The 16,974-nt window shown below is 64.8% G+C and carries 17 protein-coding genes; 14 read left to right on the forward strand and 3 right to left on the reverse strand.

The features are described 5' to 3' along the window. The first annotated feature begins 72 nt into the window (after positions 1-72). The 4 genes from M4D53_RS14185 to M4D53_RS14200 are packed head-to-tail and all read left to right on the forward strand — an operon-like array spanning position 73 to position 2,596. Positions 73-861, forward strand: coding sequence for a ParA family protein (locus M4D53_RS14185; protein WP_259954626.1), 789 nt, complete (start codon positions 73-75; stop codon positions 859-861). 41 nt (positions 862-902) lie between these two features. After that, entirely contained in the window at positions 903-1,559 is a 657-nt protein-coding gene (locus M4D53_RS14190; RefSeq protein WP_259954627.1) for a hypothetical protein, read from the forward strand. A 14-nt stretch (positions 1,560-1,573) separates the two neighbouring features. Beyond that, entirely contained in the window at positions 1,574-2,080 is a 507-nt protein-coding gene (locus tag M4D53_RS14195; protein ID WP_259954628.1) for a thermonuclease family protein, read from the forward strand. Positions 2,081-2,098: 18 nt separating this feature from the next. Continuing rightward, positions 2,099-2,596 carry a hypothetical protein gene (locus tag M4D53_RS14200; protein WP_259954629.1) on the forward strand — a complete coding sequence of 166 codons (498 nt, stop codon included), beginning with the start codon at positions 2,099-2,101 and terminating at the stop codon, positions 2,594-2,596. Positions 2,597-2,604: 8 nt separating this feature from the next. On the opposite strand, the gene M4D53_RS14205 is transcribed toward M4D53_RS14200, so the two are convergent. Both M4D53_RS14205 and M4D53_RS14210 read right to left on the reverse strand, forming a co-directional pair. After that, positions 2,605-2,820: a hypothetical protein gene (locus M4D53_RS14205; RefSeq protein ID WP_259954630.1), complete on the reverse strand. Its 216-nt coding sequence runs from the start codon at positions 2,818-2,820 to the stop codon at positions 2,605-2,607. Between the two features lie 78 nt (positions 2,821-2,898). After that, a complete protein-coding gene (locus M4D53_RS14210) occupies positions 2,899-3,150 on the reverse strand; it encodes a hypothetical protein (RefSeq protein ID WP_259954631.1) in 252 nt (83 codons plus the stop codon). Between the two features lie 304 nt (positions 3,151-3,454). Between M4D53_RS14210 and mobF the strand changes: the two genes are divergently transcribed. From mobF to M4D53_RS14260, 10 genes are all read left to right on the forward strand, one after another. Next, positions 3,455-6,355, forward strand: a complete 2,901-nt coding sequence (gene mobF, locus M4D53_RS14215) for a MobF family relaxase (protein WP_259954632.1) — start codon at positions 3,455-3,457, stop codon at positions 6,353-6,355. Between the two features lie 147 nt (positions 6,356-6,502). Beyond that, positions 6,503-7,675 (forward strand): hypothetical protein, encoded by a 1,173-nt coding sequence (locus M4D53_RS14220; protein ID WP_259954634.1) that lies wholly within the window; start codon positions 6,503-6,505, stop codon positions 7,673-7,675. Positions 7,676-7,761: 86 nt separating this feature from the next. Next, positions 7,762-9,009: a sugar ABC transporter substrate-binding protein gene (locus tag M4D53_RS14225; RefSeq protein ID WP_259954636.1), complete on the forward strand. Its 1,248-nt coding sequence runs from the start codon at positions 7,762-7,764 to the stop codon at positions 9,007-9,009. 188 nt (positions 9,010-9,197) lie between these two features. Continuing rightward, positions 9,198-10,013 carry a carbohydrate ABC transporter permease gene (locus tag M4D53_RS14230; RefSeq protein ID WP_259954637.1) on the forward strand — a complete coding sequence of 272 codons (816 nt, stop codon included), beginning with the start codon at positions 9,198-9,200 and terminating at the stop codon, positions 10,011-10,013. A 92-nt stretch (positions 10,014-10,105) separates the two neighbouring features. Then, positions 10,106-10,891, forward strand: a complete 786-nt coding sequence (locus M4D53_RS14235) for a carbohydrate ABC transporter permease (protein ID WP_259954638.1) — start codon at positions 10,106-10,108, stop codon at positions 10,889-10,891. Next, positions 10,888-11,601, forward strand: coding sequence for an amidohydrolase family protein (locus M4D53_RS14240; protein ID WP_259954639.1), 714 nt, complete (start codon positions 10,888-10,890; stop codon positions 11,599-11,601). The genes M4D53_RS14235 and M4D53_RS14240 overlap by 4 nt, the downstream gene beginning before the upstream one ends. Next, a complete protein-coding gene (locus M4D53_RS14245) occupies positions 11,598-12,365 on the forward strand; it encodes an amidohydrolase family protein (RefSeq protein ID WP_259954640.1) in 768 nt (255 codons plus the stop codon). The genes M4D53_RS14240 and M4D53_RS14245 overlap by 4 nt, the downstream gene beginning before the upstream one ends. Then, positions 12,355-13,527 (forward strand): DegT/DnrJ/EryC1/StrS family aminotransferase, encoded by a 1,173-nt coding sequence (locus tag M4D53_RS14250; protein WP_259954641.1) that lies wholly within the window; start codon positions 12,355-12,357, stop codon positions 13,525-13,527. Before M4D53_RS14245 ends, M4D53_RS14250 begins: the two co-directional genes overlap by 11 nt. 56 nt (positions 13,528-13,583) lie before the next feature. Beyond that, a complete protein-coding gene (locus M4D53_RS14255) occupies positions 13,584-14,603 on the forward strand; it encodes an NAD-dependent epimerase/dehydratase family protein (protein ID WP_259954642.1) in 1,020 nt (339 codons plus the stop codon). Continuing rightward, complete coding sequence (locus M4D53_RS14260) at positions 14,603-15,661, forward strand: dihydrodipicolinate synthase family protein (RefSeq protein WP_259954643.1); 1,059 nt, start codon at positions 14,603-14,605, stop codon at positions 15,659-15,661. Before M4D53_RS14255 ends, M4D53_RS14260 begins: the two co-directional genes overlap by 1 nt. A gap of 24 nt (positions 15,662-15,685) precedes the next feature. Here M4D53_RS14260 and M4D53_RS14265 read toward each other — a convergent pair whose 3' ends face one another. Beyond that, positions 15,686-16,909, reverse strand: a complete 1,224-nt coding sequence (locus M4D53_RS14265; RefSeq protein WP_259954644.1) for a hypothetical protein — start codon at positions 16,907-16,909, stop codon at positions 15,686-15,688. Positions 16,910-16,974: the final 65 nt, after the last annotated feature.

A 16,974-nucleotide genomic window follows, 5' to 3' on the forward strand; every position in this document is an offset into this window, starting at 1 on the left:
CCCCCCGCGGGGGGGGGGGGTCCCCCCCCCCCCCCCCCCCCGCTCCACGACATCCACGATCAAGGAGAAATCATGACCGTTTACACCGTCGCCCTCAGCAAGGGCGGCTCGAGCAAAACCACCACCGCGGCCGAGCTCGTCGCAGCCCTCGCAGCATCCGGCCGCCGGGTGCTGGCGATCGACCTCGACCAGCAGGGCAACCTCACGACTCGGCTGGGCGTGACGGACGACACCGAGGTCGCGGCCGTCGCGGCCGACGTCCTCACCGGTGACGCCTCAGCGATCGAGGCAGCCGTGCCGGCGCCGTCCGTGCCCGGCGCCGGCGTTCTCGCCGGCACTCACGATCTCGCCACCCTCGACACCCGACCCGAAGTGATCACCTCACTGCGCGACCACCTGCCCGAGGTCGCGGGGGAGTGGGACGACGTCGTGATCGACACACCGCCGGCCCTGGGCCTGGTCACCCTCGCCGCCCTCGCGGCCGCCGACGTCGTGGTCGGCCCCGTCGAGTGCGCGACCGAGGCATACGACCAGCTGCGCCGCCTCGACGAAGTGATCGCGCAGCGCATCGCCCCGCGCATGCACCCGGGGCAGCGCCTGCACTGGATCGTGCCCACGAAGTACAAGCACGGACGACTGATCGATCGCGAAGTCGTGGAGCTGCTCAACGAGCAGTACCCCGGGCGCGTCACCAGCCCCATCCGCGAGGCCGTGGCAGCGAAGGACGCATACACCGACGGCAAGCCGGTCAGCGTCTACGCGCCCCGGCATCCGGTCGCCGAGGACTACGCCGACGCTCTCGCGCCGATCATCGGGCAGTCGGCACCGACGCGCAAGACGCCGGCGCCCGTACCAGCCTGACCAGCCGCACACGGCAGACCTACCAGACTAAGGAGCACATCATGGCCCGCAAGAGCCTCCGCGACCGGAACACGGCCGCGATCGCCAACGAGGTGACGACGAGCACCGACGAGCCGCGGGGCCGGACCGCGATCGACGTCACCAACCTCACCGACGAGCAGCGCGAGGACATCGAGATCCGGCAGGAACACTTCGCGGCGGTCGAGCGGATGGAGCAGGAGGAGGCCGTCGAGGCGGCCGCGCGCAAGGCCGAGCGGCAGAGCAAGGCGCGCGCCAAGTCCGGCGCCGAGGACACAGCACGTCTCGGGATCTACCTGACGCCGGTCGAGTTCGACGACGCCCGGGCGTCGTACCTGGCCGACTGGGCCAACGGGGGAGATGTGGACACGTTCGCGCGGTGGATCGCGAGCGCCCTGGACCGTCACGCAGCGCGCACCGCAAAGCAGCGCGCAGCCCGTGACCGCCTGCGCGGCCGCTCCGACGCGCGCACCGGCTCCACCAGGTCGTTCAGCATCCCGACGAGCACGATGCAGCGCATGCGGGCTGCGATCACCGCCGACCAGCAGGCCGGCCGGTGGCCCTCCGACAGCGCATGGTGCGCCGAGGCGATCGCCCTCGCGGTCGACGACGCCCGCAAGGCGAACGGCGGAACCCTGCCGACGCCTCCGGCACGCCTCCCGAACCGCCTGGTGCGCTGACAAGGCAGGACACCATGACCGCGCGCAGCTGCACCCTGACGATCGCGGCCGCAGCTGTCGCGCTCGCGCTCACCAGCTGCACACCCGCGGAGATCTCGACCACGCCCGCAACCTCGACGGTCGCCACGGTCGTCGCCGTCGTCGACGGCGACACGATCGACGTCAAGACGTCGACGGGGGAGGAGCGCGTGCGTCTAATCGGGATTGACACCCCGGAGATCTCTCGTGACGGCGGCGCCGACGACTGCTACGCGCAGGAAGCTCGCACCTACCTCGACCAGCTCGTCTACGGTCACGACGTCGAGCTAGTCAGCGACCCCACCGAGGCCGACGCCGACCAGCACGGCCGGCTGCTGCGCCACGTGCTCATCGAGGGGCAGAGTGCAGCGCAGCTCGCGATCGAGGCGGGCGTCGGCACCGAGTACACCTACGACAGCTCATACGGGCGCCGCAGCGACTACCTCGCTGCGCAGGACCGTGCGCGAGACACCGGCGCCGGCCTGTGGTCCGTGTGTCCGTAGCGACGAGGAGAGCGGGCCATGACCGAGGATCGAGCCGCCGAAGTGGAGCGTCTGTGGAAGCACGTCGTGAAGGGGCCTGATCCTGACGACTGCTGGATCTGGACAGGCGCAGTTGGCGACGACGGCTACGGGCGATTCTGGACGGTCGGCGACGGCATCCGACAACGCACCATGCGGCCTCAGCGGTTCCTCTATCGCCACCTCACCGGCATCGACCTGCCTCCGTCGACGATGCTGCTGCATCGCTGCGACGTCGCCCTCTGCGTGCACGTCGACGTCGACCCGGCCGTCTCGCATCTGCGGGTCGGGGGAGCGGCCGAGAACCAGCGTGACGCTGCGCGCGCGGGGCGTCGGCGCAACCGCTTCACGATCGAGAAGTACGCGAGCCTTCCGCGCGCCGACCGCGTGGCTCGGTCACGCCGGCTGCGTGACGCCGTGCGGGCTCACGGCTGGGACCCGGAGCTGATCGCGCGCGCTCTCAGCGACGCCGGCAGCGAGCACCCGACGCTCTTCTAGGTCGGCGGCTACTTACGGCCGTCGGCGCGGAGCTGCGCGTCGAGCGCATCGGTGTAGTAGTCCTCGGCGGCGCCGGACACCTCACCCATACCGATCAGTTCTTCGTCAGATCCGATCGGGGACGGACCACCGACGAGAGCATCGAACTTCACTCCGTCACGGATCGCCTTAACGACCTCGCGCATGAAGTCGGCGCGCTCGGTGAAGCTCAGGAACTTTGTCACCTCACGCGCGTCTCGTACGACTCGCGCGGCGTCATCTTTCGGGTTGGTAACCACTTGATCCTCCAGACCTAACGCCTGCTACTCGGCGCTCTGTGCGCGCGGCTTGCGGGTACGGGTGGGGCGAGCGTTGGCGAGGCCGAGACGCTTTAGCTCGGTCTCGGTCCAGCCCGCATTCATCGCGTCGCGGCGCGCGGCGGCGACGTTCTTCTGTGCGGCGTCGAGCGCGGCGGCGGCTTCCTCGGCCGCGCTGATCGCGTGGGCGAGTGCTTCACCCTTCTCGATCTTCTCGGCTACCTGAGCTTCTACGACTTCACGAATGTTGAGCGCCATGCGCACAGCATAGCCCGCGGTCGGGGTGGGAGGGGAGTGGGGGAGTAGGCGCGGTCACGGTCGGGGGTGGGTACAGCTGGGAGTGCCGCGTACGAGCAGGGCGGCTTGGCAACTGCATCTCGCCTTTTCGAATCTCACTCAGCCTCTCTCTGAGAGACAGCGAGATTCGAACTTTGCAGAGTCTCAGAGTCCATACGTTCCAGAGTGCATCTCACTGCATCCGATTTCAGCTGGCCTCCCTCTGAGAGACCCTGAAATCGGATGCACGTATGCTACGGGCTTGGCCCATAGATATACTCGGTGCATGCGAGGGGGAGTGGTGTTCTATCGAGGGCCGGGCGCTGCTGCGCGTGCCTACCTCGAGTCCGACAACTCGCACGCCGATGAGTATTACCTCGAGAACGGCGATGCCGTCGCCCAGTGGACCGCGCTCGACAGCACCGGCTCCGTCCGCGCAGAGTCACAGCTGGACGGCGAGACCTACCAAGCATGGGTTGACTGGCGCGACCCGGTGACGGGGGAGCAACGGGGCGTCCCGCGCGACGAGGTGCGGGTATCGACCGGCGGTGAGATTGTCACGCGCCCAGCCTCTCCAAGGTTCGCGGAGATGACCGTCAACTGCGATAAGTCACTATCGGTGGCGGCCGCTCTGGTGCCTGAGATTTCCGCAGCGCTGGACGCCGCGCAGGCCGACGCGGCGGCCGCAATGGGTGCGTACTTGGCGCAGAACTCCGTCACGCGGGTAGGCCCGCGTGGTGAGCAGGAGTTCGTGCCGGTCGAGCGGTTCGAACAGGTTGCGGTCGTGCACCGCACCTCGCGAGCTGGTGACCCTCACCGCCACATTCACGTGCAGTGGAACACGCGCGTGTTCGCGGATGGGAAGTGGCGCGCGCTACACACCGCCGCCACCTTGAAGCAGCAGGGAGCACTCCGCGGCGTTGCGGAGGCTGTCATCAACTCGCACCCACAACTGCGCGCCGCGCTGCGCACCGCGGGGCTCTCGTTCGATGCCTCGACGGGCAAGGTCGTCGAGCTGGCCCAGCACGCCGAGCTGATGTCGAAGCGAGCGCTCCAAGTACAGCGGAACGTCACCAAGTTGGAGCGCGAGTGGCGTGAGCTGCACCCCGGAGAGCAGCCGCCGAAGGAGCTCCTGCGTGAGTGGGACCAGCAGGCATGGGCGATCGACCGGCCACACAAGATGCACGATACGGGACGTGCAGAGGACCGATGGACGGCCGAGCTGCGCGACGCTGGATTGTCCACGTCGGGCTTCACCGGAGGCGGGGAAGAGACTCGCGTCTCCCGCGTCGACGTCGACCGCGCTGACATCACCCGAGTGGCGATCGCACAGCTGGAAGAGTCCAAGTCGGCATGGTCGATCGCTGATCTCGAAGGTCAGATCGGAGTCGTTCTCGGGCAGTCGGGCGTGATCGCTTCGCGCGAGGATGTTGAGGCGTGGGTAGCCGACACCGCGAATACTGCAGCGAGCATGCTCCTGAGACTCGACATCGAACGCTGGTGCGACGTACCACGCTGGGTCCGATGGATCACTTCGGAACGCGTTGTGGCGGTCGAAGAAGACCTACGACAGGCGTTCATCACTCGCGGGCTCGACTCCGCTCTGGTGATGAATGAGCCCGTCCTGGGCAACCTCACACAGGCGCAGTCTGACGCTGCTCGGGCCCTTGGTAGCGCTGCACCGCTGGTCGTGGTCGAAGGCGCGGCGGGCGCCGGCAAGACCACGATGTTGAAGACGGCTGCGGAGCTGGCCGAGAGTCAGGGTCGCCGTTTCGTGGTCGTCGCCCCGACGCTGCGCGCCGCACAGGAGGCCGGCGCCGCGCTCGGCACCGCCGCGTCCTCTGCTCACAAGCTCGCGCACGAACACGGGTTCCGCCGCGAGGCTTACGGCCGGTGGACACGACTTGTCGCGGGGGAGCTGGACCCATCGACCTGGATGGAGTACCGCGGGCCGGCAGACGGGTTCCACGTCGACGCGAACACCCGGATCATCGTCGATGAGGCCGGCATGATCGACCAGGACATCGCGCACGCGCTCGTCCAGATCGCGGACGAGAACGGCGCCGCTCTCGCCTTCGTCGGCGACCGCGCGCAGCTGCCCGCCGTCGGGCGAGGCGGCGTGCTCGATATGGCCGTCGCCGCTCACCCGACGCCGCTGGATCTCACAGATCTGCACCGCTTCGTCACACCCGATGGAGCGCTCGATACGGAGTACGCCCAGCTGACGCTCCAGATGCGATCGCGGGAGTCGCCGGCCGAACTGTTCGACGAGCTCCACGAACGCGGGAGCCTCGTCATCCACGAGACGATGGATGACGCCCGCGCAGTGATCAGCGACGACGCGATTGCCCGGGCGCGCGCGGGCTCATCGGTCGCGATCGCCACGGCGACCAACGAGGAAGCTGCAGACCTCAATGCGCTCATCCAGCAGGCGCACGCGCAGGCCGGCCACACCAAGGCACCGGTCGTCGAGATCTCCGGCAGTGATCTGCTGACGATCCGCAACGGCGACCGGCTCATGACGCGCAAGAACGATCGTGACCTGGGAGTCGCGAACCGAGACCTCTGGATGGTGAAGCGCGTCCACCGCAGCGGCGAGGTCACCGTGACGAACGGCAAGCGCGCCGTCAAGCTGCCCCCGTCGTACGTGAAGGCGCACACGCACCTGGCGTACGCCTCCACCGAGTTCGGTGTCCAGGGTGCCACCGTACAGGCCGGGCACGGCATCATCACCGATTCCTCGAGCGCATCGGCCGTGTATGTCTCCGCGACACGTGGCCGCGAGTCCAACACGCTGCACGTCGTCGCGGAGACCCGCCTGCAGGCACGAGAGATGTTCGTCAACGCGATGACCCGAGAGGCCGGCGACCGTGGCATCGAGATGAAGCGCGCCGGCGCCGCTCGTGATCTCGAAGGCACCGCGGGCACGCGCACTCACACCGACAGCCAGCGCGCCCAGGCGGCATGGTGGGGCGTCGACGTCGACAAGCCCGCAACCCTCCCGACGGCATCGAGCAGAACCTCGACGCGCGACCTCGACCGCGAGAACGAAACCGCCCGAAAGAAGCGGCCCGCTCGAGCTGGGGACGCGACGGCGCGCAGCGCACGCGACACCGAAGCTAGCCAGGCTGCGCGCGACGCTGCCGATGCTCGTCGACGGATACGTGATCGCGGCCAAGAGCGATAGGGATCAGCTGATGCGAGGTAGCGCGATGAGCATCCGCTCCCACTTCATCGCCATCGGCACCCCGTTCTACGGGAATATTCCACCGAGACTCATAGGACCCTTGACGAGTAACGGCCTAGGCCGTTATTCTCACCGAAAGGAGTCACCGTGAACAAAAGAACAATTTCTCGCAGCTTCGCCGCATTCATCGGAACGTTGGCGATCGCGGTAGCGATGGTCGCTCCCGCCTCGTCGGCGTCCGCGGCAACGATGCCCGCACTGCTCGCACAGAAGCCTCACTGGACCGCTGTTGTCGCGCATCTCACTGACACGCCCCCCGTCCGTTGGCAGATGATGAATTATCGGTTTTACACGGACACGAATGGGTCCCTTCTCGTCGATGGATGGGCACAGACTTGGATCCAGAAGCTCGATACGCCCCCCTCGCGGCTGACGGTTGCCACCGTAAACAATTGCAATCCTTCGCCTGTCGCTGGGGAGAGCTACAACTGCCCCGTGTACGGGTCCGCCCCTGATGTGGCAGGTACTTCGTACACAGGAACCTTTTCGTACACCGGTAGCGGGACCAGCGGGCAGGTCACGATCAATTGGAGCGCCGGCTCCGGAGGTGGGACACAGAAGTTCGACCTATCCCTCGTCGACAGCGGGAAGCTCGGCAAGATGACCCTCGTACCCCCGGCCGCAGGCTGGGAGGGGGTCGGCTACGGAAGCTCCAAGTCCTGGACTTCTGCAAACTTCACCGCGAGTAAGCTCGCCGCACTTGGCGGGCCCTATGAGTGGGTTGGCCGGTTTAAGACGTGGGAGGCGGGGGCAATCCGGCAGGGTCAGATCAACATGCCGGTGCGCGACCTCGTTGTGCCCTCCGCCGGAAGCTCGAACGTAGCGTGGATTCCGTCGTCCTCGGGCCGCTGCTCGAACTATCGAGCCGGACAGGAGGGCAACGAGTGCCCGCCGCCACCGCCGTCGTCCCCCTCCAATGACACAGGGACTAGGGCCTGTCTCGCCGGCACGACCGACAACATCAACAACAACGTCCGGACCCAGGTGCTGGGTGAGAATCACATGGTCTATGTCCAGCCGAACAGTCGCCTAATCACCTACGAGCACCACAAGAGATGCCTCACCCGTGACGGCATCGCGCCCTACGCGGACAGCGCGAATACCATCCGGGGCGCCCATATCCTCATGCTCACCGCCATCGTCAACGACGACGGCGTACTCGTTGGCGCCCTCGGAGGAGAGGCCTCGTCTTCAGGGATGACCGGAGGTGGCTTCGTCGGTTGGGGCTCATACGGCCTGATCGACTTCGTCAACCGCTGACGCGCCTCGCTGAGGTGTGCGACGCGAAGCCCATCCGCATCACCAAATTTCCCGCATCACAATGAAAGCCAGCTCTGGAGGAACGTATGACCAAGCGTGTACTCGCGACCATCTCTGTCGTCTCGTTGTCTGCCCTCGCCCTCACGGGATGCGGTGCCGATGACTCGGGTTCTGAGGCATCGAAGGAGGTCACAGTCTGGATGTACCCCGTAATCCCCGATGAGGAACGCAGCGCCGAGTTTTGGAGTGGCGTCGAGAAGGATTTCGAGGCTGCCCACAAGGGGATTGACCTCACCATCGAGCTGCAGCCTTGGGACAACCGTGACGAAAAGATCGCGACCGCGATTGCGTCGGGGACGGGTCCGGATCTCGTCCTGTTGGGAGCGGACCAAGCCCTCAACTACGTGGAGATTGGCGGGCTGAAGCCGGTGACGGATGATATCGACGATATCGACAACTTCCTCGCGTCGCCGCTGGACGCCGTGACCTTCGATGGAGACGTGTACGGAGTTCCGATCTACCAGACGGCTACCACCGTGGCGTACAACAAGGCCTTGTTCGAGGCGGCAGGGGTAGATGAGCTGCCCGCTACCTGGAGTGAGGTCCTTGCTGCGGCTCCAATGCTGGCTGAACAGGGCGTCGCAATCTTCGACTACTCCGGAAGCCCGGAGCTGACGCTGAACCTCAGCTTCTACCCGCTGCTTTGGCAAGCTGGCGGCTCGGTATTCACGGAGGACGGGACGGACATCGCCTTCGACGGTAAGGAAGGCGTGGCCGCACTGCAGTTCCTCCTTGATCTGCAGGCCGTCGGCGGACTGCCCACCGACGCAGCGACGAAGAACAACGCGGTGGAGGGCGGGCCACTGGCGCTCGGTTCCGCTGCAATGGGATCCGTGCTGACGCAGCCGCAGGTGGCCCAGATGCAGGCGGCGCTTGGCGAAGATGCTGTCGTCGTCGGCGCTCCGCTGAAGGGCCGCGAGCAGGTCGCCTACGGCACCCCCGGGGTGCTCTCATTGACGACAGTGAGTAAAGACGATGCTGCGGCTCTTACAGCCGCGAATTTCATCGCTTCGCCGGCGGTTGCCCACGAGCTGAACATCCAAGCGGGCAACTACCCGGTCCGCAAGGACGTAGAGGAACCAGCCGACGACGAGACGACTTTGGCCTTCGTGGACGCGCTGTCTTTTGCTTCACCGGGTGAGATCTTCCCGAATGCGCGGCAGGTAATGGCTGTGCTTGCTCCGCACATCCAGGCTGCTCTGCAGGGTTCCGTTTCTGCGGAGCAGGCACTGGCAGACGCGGCTGCCGAGGCGCGGACGATCCTCGGCAAGTGAGAAGGGTACAAAGGGGCGGCGGCCCGAGCGGAAGCCGCCCCCATAGCGTGCTCAATCGAGTCGGCGAGTTAGAACAGTCCGTGACGGAGGGCGGTGAAGGCGTGCACGACCAAAAGCGCACTAACAGACGGCGGCCCCTATGGGCGCGCATCAAGGAGCCGGGGTCAGCGTTCCTTTTCATTCTCCCGATGCTGGTGCTCTTCGTGGTGTTCCGCTTCGTGCCGATCATCGGCGCCGCCGGGATGAGCTTCACCGACTACCGTCTGAACGGGCAGTTCGACTTCGTGGGGATCGACAATTATCAGCGTCTGCTCGCCGACCCGATCTTCTTCAAGGCCTTGCATACCACGCTGCTGTTCGGAATCGTGTATGTGCCGCTCGTCCTGGTGGTCTCGATGGGAAGCGCCCTTCTGCTGCACCATGTGGTCTGGGGAAAGGGGTTCTTCCGTGGTGCGCTCTTCCTGCCCTATGTCACCTCCTTCGTCCTCGCGGGTGTGATCTGGCTCTGGGTATTCGCCTCTGACGGACTGATCAATGGCCTGCTCACGACCTGGGGAACTCCGGCGATCCCGTTCTTGTCTGGTAATCAGATGACGGTGCTCACTTCAATAGCCGTCGTGACCGCGTGGCGGGGGTTCGGGTACACCATGCTCATCCTGTTGGCGGGGTTGAAAAACATCCCGGAGGAAATCCTGGAGGCGGCGCGGATCGATGGCGCCAACGGGCGACAGCGGTTCTTCCGGATCACGCTGCCGCTACTGCGTCCTGTGGTGTTCTTCGTCTTGATCATCGAAACGATCGGCGCTTTCCAGGTTTTTGACGTGGTTTACGTCATGACTGGCGGCGGCCCGGCGCGTGCGAGCTATTCGCTCATATACATGCTTTACGAACAGGGATTCAAGTTCTTCGACTTCGGATACGCCGCCACGATTGGCGTGGCCGTATTCGTTCTCGTGTTCGTGGTGTCAATTATCCAGCGACGTGTGTTGGACAAGGAGAACTAGTGCAACCGTCGACACAGCTCCGCGCATTCCCTCCTGCGAAGACCAATCGACCCGTCGTCATGAAGCGGCGCCGAACGAGCCGTCAATGGCTGGTGATCGCGCTGCTCATCGCCGGCTGCATCTTCACGGTGGGCCCGTTCCTCGCCATCCTCATCCTGGCGTTAAGCCCGGAGGGGGCGCCGTCCATCCCCTACTCCTGGCCGGAGCGGCTCACCCTTGACAACCTCGCCCGAGTCCTCGGGACGCAGAACTTCACGACGTGGACGATGAACTCCCTCATCTACTCCATCGTGTCCGTCATGGTGATCCTCCTTACTGCCTCGATGGCTGGCTATTCTTTCGCCAAGAAGCGCTTCCCGGGCCGCGATGCGATCATGTGGTCGTTCCTCGCCACGCTTATGGTCCCCGTGCAGGTGACGCTCATTCCTTTGTTCGTGCTCATCGCCTCCCTCGACGGCGTTAACACGTACTGGGGACTAATCGTGCCGACACTTGCCAACTCACAAGCCGTCTTTCTCATGCGCCAATTTATCCAGGGGCTGCCGGACGACCTCTTCGAGGCCGCCCGCATCGACGGTGCAGGAGAGTGGACTATCTTCTTCCGGATTGTGCTCCCGCTGATGAAGCCAATCCTTGCCACCCTGGGAATCTTTGTGTTCCTCTGGCATTGGAACGACTTCCTCTGGCCACTAGTAATTGCTCAGACGGATGCGATGCGTACGCTGACCGTGGGGCTAGCTTCGATGAACGCCGAGACCGTCTACCGGTCGTCCTTGATGGCAGCCGCCGTCATCAGCGTCATCCCGTGCCTCATCATTTTTGCGGTCTTGCAGCGCTATCTCGTCAACAGTGTTGCGATGACGGGGATCAAGGGGTGACCGCTGACATGCAGGTCTTCGATGCGCATAGAATCCTCGGGCCCCTTCCGCATGCCGAGGGTGTAGCAACCTCCGCGGGCCTTATAGGCGAACTGGATCGGCTCGGAATCAACATGGCGGCGGTCGTGGCGTCATGGGATCTGTACGGGGACCCCCGAGACGCGGGTGAGCACGAACGACGCATGGCGCCGTTCGACGACACCGGTCGTCTTACCCGGCTCGCCGTCCACATCCCCGGGCACCCGTTCTCACCAGTGCCGCTCGGAGCGCCATTGGTGCGGCTCGCCCCCGTGCTCCACCGGTTCGATCTGTTCGGGCCGGCGGCGGACTTATCACTGTCCTCCCTCACTGAGCACGCCATTCCCGTGTCCCTTGACGCGACGGAGGTCGGCCTCGGTGCCATCGCCCAGCTCGTGCGGCGTCATCCGGCGCTCAAGATCCTTGTCCTCAACCCCGGCTACCGCGATCTTCTGACCGTGGTCGAGCTGCTCGGGCCTACGGTGTCCATCGAAAGCGGCACGCTCATCGCATCGGGTGCGATCGAGTGGCTCGCTGAGACGGCGGGAGCAGACAGGATCGTGTTCGGAACGGGAGCGCCGTTGCGAGATGCGGCAGGCGCGCGGCATACCCTCGAGATGCTCGAACTGCCCGATGAGGACCGGCGCCTTATAGCCGCGGGGAACTGGAAACGGCTGGTGGCGAGGCAATGATTATTGACATCCACGGACACATCGGAGGGTGGCATGCGTTCTTCATGCCACAGACCTCTGCGGAGTGGCTCGTGCGGACAAATGAGCGCATCGGTGTGACCGCCGTCGGGGTATCGCATCTCGGCGCTCTCGGTCACGACCCCGCGGCGTTCAATCGGGTGGCCATCGACGTCGCGCGTCAGCATCGAGGGGCGCTGGGGATCTGGCTTGTCGTCAACCCCCATGCAGGGCAGGACTCCGCAGAGCTTCGCGAACAATTGAAGGATCCGGTCGTCTGGGGGCTGAAGCTACATCCCGACTTCCATGAGCTCCGGCTGGACAGTCCGCGTTACGCACCGTACCTTGAGCTCGCCGCGACTACGGGCGTGGCCGTGCTCGCTCACGGTCAGACAGACTCTGGCTGGTCGGACCCAGGCATGTTCGGCGCCGTCTCAGACAGGCATCCGAACCTGCGTTTGGTCTGCGGTCACTCGGGGTTGTGGCCGTACGGTTTTGACCGAGCCGCCGACATCGCCGCAGCGCGCGCGAATCTCTTCCTCGACACCAGTGGATCCCGCCTGACCGGACGGATGCTCGCCCGGCTCGTTGATCGTGCAGGTAGGGGCAGCGTGGTCTTCGGAAGTGACGCGGTCTTTCTGGATCCGCGCTACGCGGTGGGGCTCCTGAAGAGTGCGCCGCTGACGAGGGAGGACCGGGACCATGTCGCCTTTGAAAACGCGAAGGTGGTCCTGGGCGACATGAAGGAGGTCACACATGACTATTGATCTACTCGCCATCGACGGGGGGACAGCCCTATGCAGTTCGTGGCCTTCTTGGCCTCCGCCGCTCGACGCTGATCAGCGTGCGCTCGTGGACGACGTCCTCGGCAGTGGGCTCTGGGGAGCCGCGCAGGGAGGGCTCTGCGAGCGGTTCTCGGAGGACTTCGCCGCCCGACACGCGGCAGCCCACGCCGTGGCGGTCGGAAACGGTACCTTGGCGCTCTTCGTCGCCTTGCGAGCTCTGGGCATTGGCCCCGGTGACGAGGTCATCGTCCCTGTCTATACGTTCGTTGCCTGTGCGACGGCCGTCCTTCTCGCCGGCGCGACTCCGGTCCTCACCGATGTGTCGGCCAGCCATCTTCACCTGACCGCAGAGACGATCCAAGAGGCGATGTCCCCACGGACGCGCGCCATTATGGTCGTGCACCTCGCGGGGAGTCCGGCGCCGATGGCGGAGATCCTTGATGTCGCGCGAACGGCCGGGATCGCCGTCATCGAGGATGCCGCCCAGGCGCACGGCGCCGCATATGACGGACGGCCCGTCGGCGCGCTCGGAGATGTCAGCACCTTCAGTTTCCAGTCTTCCAAGGCGATGACGGCTGGTGAAGGTGGACTAATCGTCACGGACAATGCTGAGCTAGCCGCCCGCGCGTGGTCAATCGCGAACGTCGGACGCACCCGTGGCGGCGAGTGGTACGGCCATCAAACGATCGGGTGGAACCTCCGCATGACCGAGATCCAGGCTGCCATCCTGATCCCCTGGATCGGTCGGCTGGACGAGGAGATTGCCCGTAGGAACGAGTTCGCCGATGCACTGGCAGGCGAGCTCGGGGAAACCCCGATCCAGGTTGTCGCTCCGCCGGAGGGCACTACTATCGACTCCCGCCACCTTCTCATGCTGCGCCTTGCGAAGGGGATGTCGCGGGACTGGGTCGCCCGTGCCCTCGCCGCGGAAGGTCTGCCAGTGGATCTGGGATACCCCGGTCTGCACCGAATCGAGCCTGTCGCCATGAAATCCCGCCGTATCCGTACTCCGAGATTTGATGCGGTGGCCGACAGAATCATCTGGCTTCGTCAGCCTGTCCTGATGTCCGGGGCAGATGGAGCACACGCAGCGGCCGCGGCGCTGCACCGGGTCGTGACGGATCGTCGCGCTCGCGGTGCATAACGCCGCAAACAGTATTCCTTTCGGTCACACCCGGAGGGCATGAGGAAGGTAGAGACATGCGCACATTGGAAGAGCTCGAGATGAGACTCGCGGAGCCCAGCGAAGCCCTCATAGGGGATCTCGCGGAGCTGAGCGGGGACATCATCGTTATCGGAGCGGGAGGAAAGCTCGGACCGAGCCTCGTGAAGCTCGCTGCAAACGCCTCACAGGCCTCGGGAGCGTCCAGGCAAATCATTGCCGTTTCGCGCTTTGGTTCCCCCGGTTCCGAGGAACAGCTGCGGGGACCTGGGATCCGCACCGTTGCCACCGATGTGACCGATGAGCGAGCCCTCTTCGAACTCCCCGATGCGGAGAACGTCGTTTATCTCGTCGGGGAAAAGTTTGGTAGCACCCAGAGCGCCGCGTCCACTTGGGCGACGAACGCCTATCTGCCTGGGAGGATCGCCGAGCGGTTCGCCGGGGCACGGATCGCAGCGCTCTCGACCGGAACCGTCTATCCGATGGTCCCCGCCGAAAGTGGGGGATGCACCGAAGAGGCCGCTGTTGCACCCATCGGGGACTACGCGATGTCGTGCGTGGGGAGGGAGCGCATCCTCACCCATTTCGCTGCGCGGACGGGATCGCCGCTCGCGTTAATCCGCCTCAACTACGCCGTCGAAATGCGGTACGGCATCCTGATCGACCTCGCGACCATGATCCTCGAGGGTACCCCGATCGACCTGTCCATGCCGGCCGCGAATGTCGTCTGGCAGGGCTACGCAAACGAGGTGACGCTTCGTTCGCTCCTTCATGCAGCGGCGGCGTCGCCGTTTGTGATCAATGTGACTGGCCCCGAGACCGTATCAATCCGCTATGCGGCATCGCGGCTGGCCGAACGCCTCGGACGGGATGTCAACTTCCGTGGGGAAGAGAGCCAAGTCGCTTTCCTCTCCAACGCGGCAAAGTGCTTCGGCCTGTTTGGATACCCGTCGGTCACTCTCGATGCCCTAATCGACGCGACCGCGGACTGGATCGCTGCGGGCGGAGCCACCCACGGCAGACCCACCAAGTTCCAGACGAGCGACGGGAGATTCTGATGAGCGACACAATCGCGGACGCGCGTATGCGACTCCTGAGCGGGGGGGTCATCCCAGCTCAACCACTTGCCCTGGACAGCAGCCGCCGTTTCGACGAGCGGCACCAGAGGGCGCTGGTGAGATATCACATAGAAGCGGGGGCTAGCGGACTGGCCGTCGCCGTGCACTCCAGCCAGTTCAGCATCCATGATCGACATCGCGATCTCCTGAGTCCGCTTCTGGAGCTGGTGAGCGAGACGACCGGCGAGTACGACAAACCACCGTTCCTCGTTGCCGGTGTCACCGGTGACACGGCCACTGCCACACGTACGGCCGCTCTCGCAGCTGAGCTAGGCTACGACTTCGCGCTGCTCTCCAGCTACGGCTGCGGTGGACTAGAGGAACAAGAGCTGCTCGAACGAGCCCGAGCTGTCTCGGAGATACTGCCTGTAATCGGCTTCTACCTGCAACCGGCTGTAGGAGGTCAGTATCTCTCTCAGGACTACTGGCAGCGCCTCGCCGAGATCCAGGGCATCGTGGGTATCAAGGTAGCGCCGTTCGATCGTTACGCGACCCTCGATGTCCTCCACGGACTGGCCCGATCGGGGCGTGCCGAGGACATTGCGCTGTATACGGGGAACGATGACAACATCATTTTTGATCTTCTGAGTGAGTTCCCCACCCGCGACCGTGCCGGAGAGCCGGTCCGGCTCTCGTTCAGGGGCGGGCTTCTCGGGCAGTGGGCCGTGTGGACCCGCGTTGCCGTACACACCCTCGAGCTCACTCGTCGGGCGAAGGAGGGCGATGACGATGCTTTGCGGGAGGCGCTAGAGATGAGTCAAGCTCTGACGGACGCCAACTCGGCGATCTTCGACGCGCGCCACGACTTTCGCGGCGTTATTCCCGGTGTACACGAAGTGCTGCGGCGGCACGGCTTACTCGGCGGCACTTGGCTGCTAGATGAAAATGAGGTGCTCTCACCCGGGCAAGCGGAAGAGATCGACCGGATCTGGGACGCCTACCCATTTCTCCGAGACGACACCTTCATCGCCGAACATCTCGATCGCTGGCTGAACTGATCACCACTCGGGACACGAAGAGCTTCAGAGGCGGAGCTGATACAGGGTGAGGGGACGACCTGCTGCCTCCGTCGGTTGCTTGCCTGTTCGCACTGCGTATCCAGCCAGCTCGAGTCGATGGACGATCCGGCGTGCGGTGCGCATCTGGACGTCGAGGTGCTCAGCGATATCGCGTGTCGTGCATGGGCCGGGTGCCGCCCGAGAGAACCTTTGCAAGCGCTGAATGTTGGACACAGAGAGGCCGGCGCGCGCAGCTGCGACGCCGGCGCCCGCGTCTGAGGCATCGGCGTCGGGGATCGGCCTCGTGCCGAAGGTCAAGTCCATCTCGTGACGGTAAGAGACCACGGCGGTCGACTGCTCATGTGCCTTCGCGCGGGCGAGTGCATGGTACGCGAGGCGTTCGGCTTCTATGGCGGAGTTCCCCGTGCCGAAGCCGATGTGCGCGACCTGGTCCTCCTGCGCTAGCTGATCAATAATCGGTGCGGTGGTGAGATTGCGGCTGGCGCGATGCAGACCCGCACGGTTCGTCACGAGCAGGATCTCTCCCGTGGCCGCAGTGGCCAGGACTCCGGATAGCGCCGCCGCGCCCGCCATCACCGCAGGGTGGTCCAGCGAAAGCTGCGGGCCTGCGCTGAGCAGGCCAATCACCACGTGCGAATCTTCGTTGACCTGGTTGGTCAAGACAAGAAGGAGCTCGTTCGCTGCGATGCGGACCGCATCGAGTGAAGGAGCAAGGCGTATACAGGTCATCTCATCCCGAAGCGCCTCGTATACGGAGGAGATGCAGGTAATAACGACATAGCTCTCGGACTTGGCCTCCCGATGGAAGCGGATGATCTCGTCGGACGTCACCCCGGGCTTGTACTCAAGCACTCTCGTGGTTGAGGTCGGCACGTCCGCTTCCCGGAGCGCTTCTGCGACGCTGTGACCGCTGAGTGAATCGATGGACAAACGCGTGACGTCGTGACCCTCGCGGAGCAGCTGGATGAGTGCCGTGAGCAGAGTCGATCCGCTGTACTCGGCGTAGGTAGCAGGTCGAGTGAGATGTTCTCGGCTAATGAAATAAGGAATGAGACCAGTGAATAGCCACCCATCGACTTCGGCTGCGGCGGCGGTGATGATATCGGGCGCGCCCGACTCGTGTGTATACGGATAGGGGACGAATTTCGTTCCGGGAAGCTCTGAAACGGCACTGATGACAGGAGTGATGAGGTCGAGCGGTCCGACTACTCCGATGACAGCCTTCACGGATACCCTTCAGTCCTCGGCGTAAGTTGTTGAACACGATAGCGTGTTGATTTCGGAATTAGCCG

It is taken from the genome of Microbacterium meiriae (assembly GCF_025143875.1).
Lineage (GTDB): Bacteria > Actinomycetota > Actinomycetes > Actinomycetales > Microbacteriaceae > Microbacterium > Microbacterium meiriae.

Excerpts from the sequence above, each read along its gene's own strand:
- M4D53_RS14185 (WP_259954626.1), top strand. The coding sequence starts at position 73 with ATGACCGTTTACACCGTCGCCCTCAGCAAGGGCGGCTCGAGCAAAACC.
- M4D53_RS14190 (WP_259954627.1), top strand. The coding sequence starts at position 903 with ATGGCCCGCAAGAGCCTCCGCGACCGGAACACGGCCGCGATCGCCAAC.
- M4D53_RS14195 (WP_259954628.1), top strand. The coding sequence starts at position 1,574 with ATGACCGCGCGCAGCTGCACCCTGACGATCGCGGCCGCAGCTGTCGCG.
- M4D53_RS14200 (WP_259954629.1), top strand. The coding sequence starts at position 2,099 with ATGACCGAGGATCGAGCCGCCGAAGTGGAGCGTCTGTGGAAGCACGTC.
- M4D53_RS14210 (WP_259954631.1), bottom strand. The coding sequence starts at position 3,150 with ATGGCGCTCAACATTCGTGAAGTCGTAGAAGCTCAGGTAGCCGAGAAG.
- mobF (WP_259954632.1), top strand. The coding sequence starts at position 3,455 with ATGCGAGGGGGAGTGGTGTTCTATCGAGGGCCGGGCGCTGCTGCGCGT.
- M4D53_RS14225 (WP_259954636.1), top strand. The coding sequence starts at position 7,762 with ATGACCAAGCGTGTACTCGCGACCATCTCTGTCGTCTCGTTGTCTGCC.
- M4D53_RS14230 (WP_259954637.1), top strand. The coding sequence starts at position 9,198 with ATGCTGGTGCTCTTCGTGGTGTTCCGCTTCGTGCCGATCATCGGCGCC.
- M4D53_RS14245 (WP_259954640.1), top strand. The coding sequence starts at position 11,598 with ATGATTATTGACATCCACGGACACATCGGAGGGTGGCATGCGTTCTTC.
- M4D53_RS14250 (WP_259954641.1), top strand. The coding sequence starts at position 12,355 with ATGACTATTGATCTACTCGCCATCGACGGGGGGACAGCCCTATGCAGT.
- M4D53_RS14255 (WP_259954642.1), top strand. The coding sequence starts at position 13,584 with ATGCGCACATTGGAAGAGCTCGAGATGAGACTCGCGGAGCCCAGCGAA.
- M4D53_RS14260 (WP_259954643.1), top strand. The coding sequence starts at position 14,603 with ATGAGCGACACAATCGCGGACGCGCGTATGCGACTCCTGAGCGGGGGG.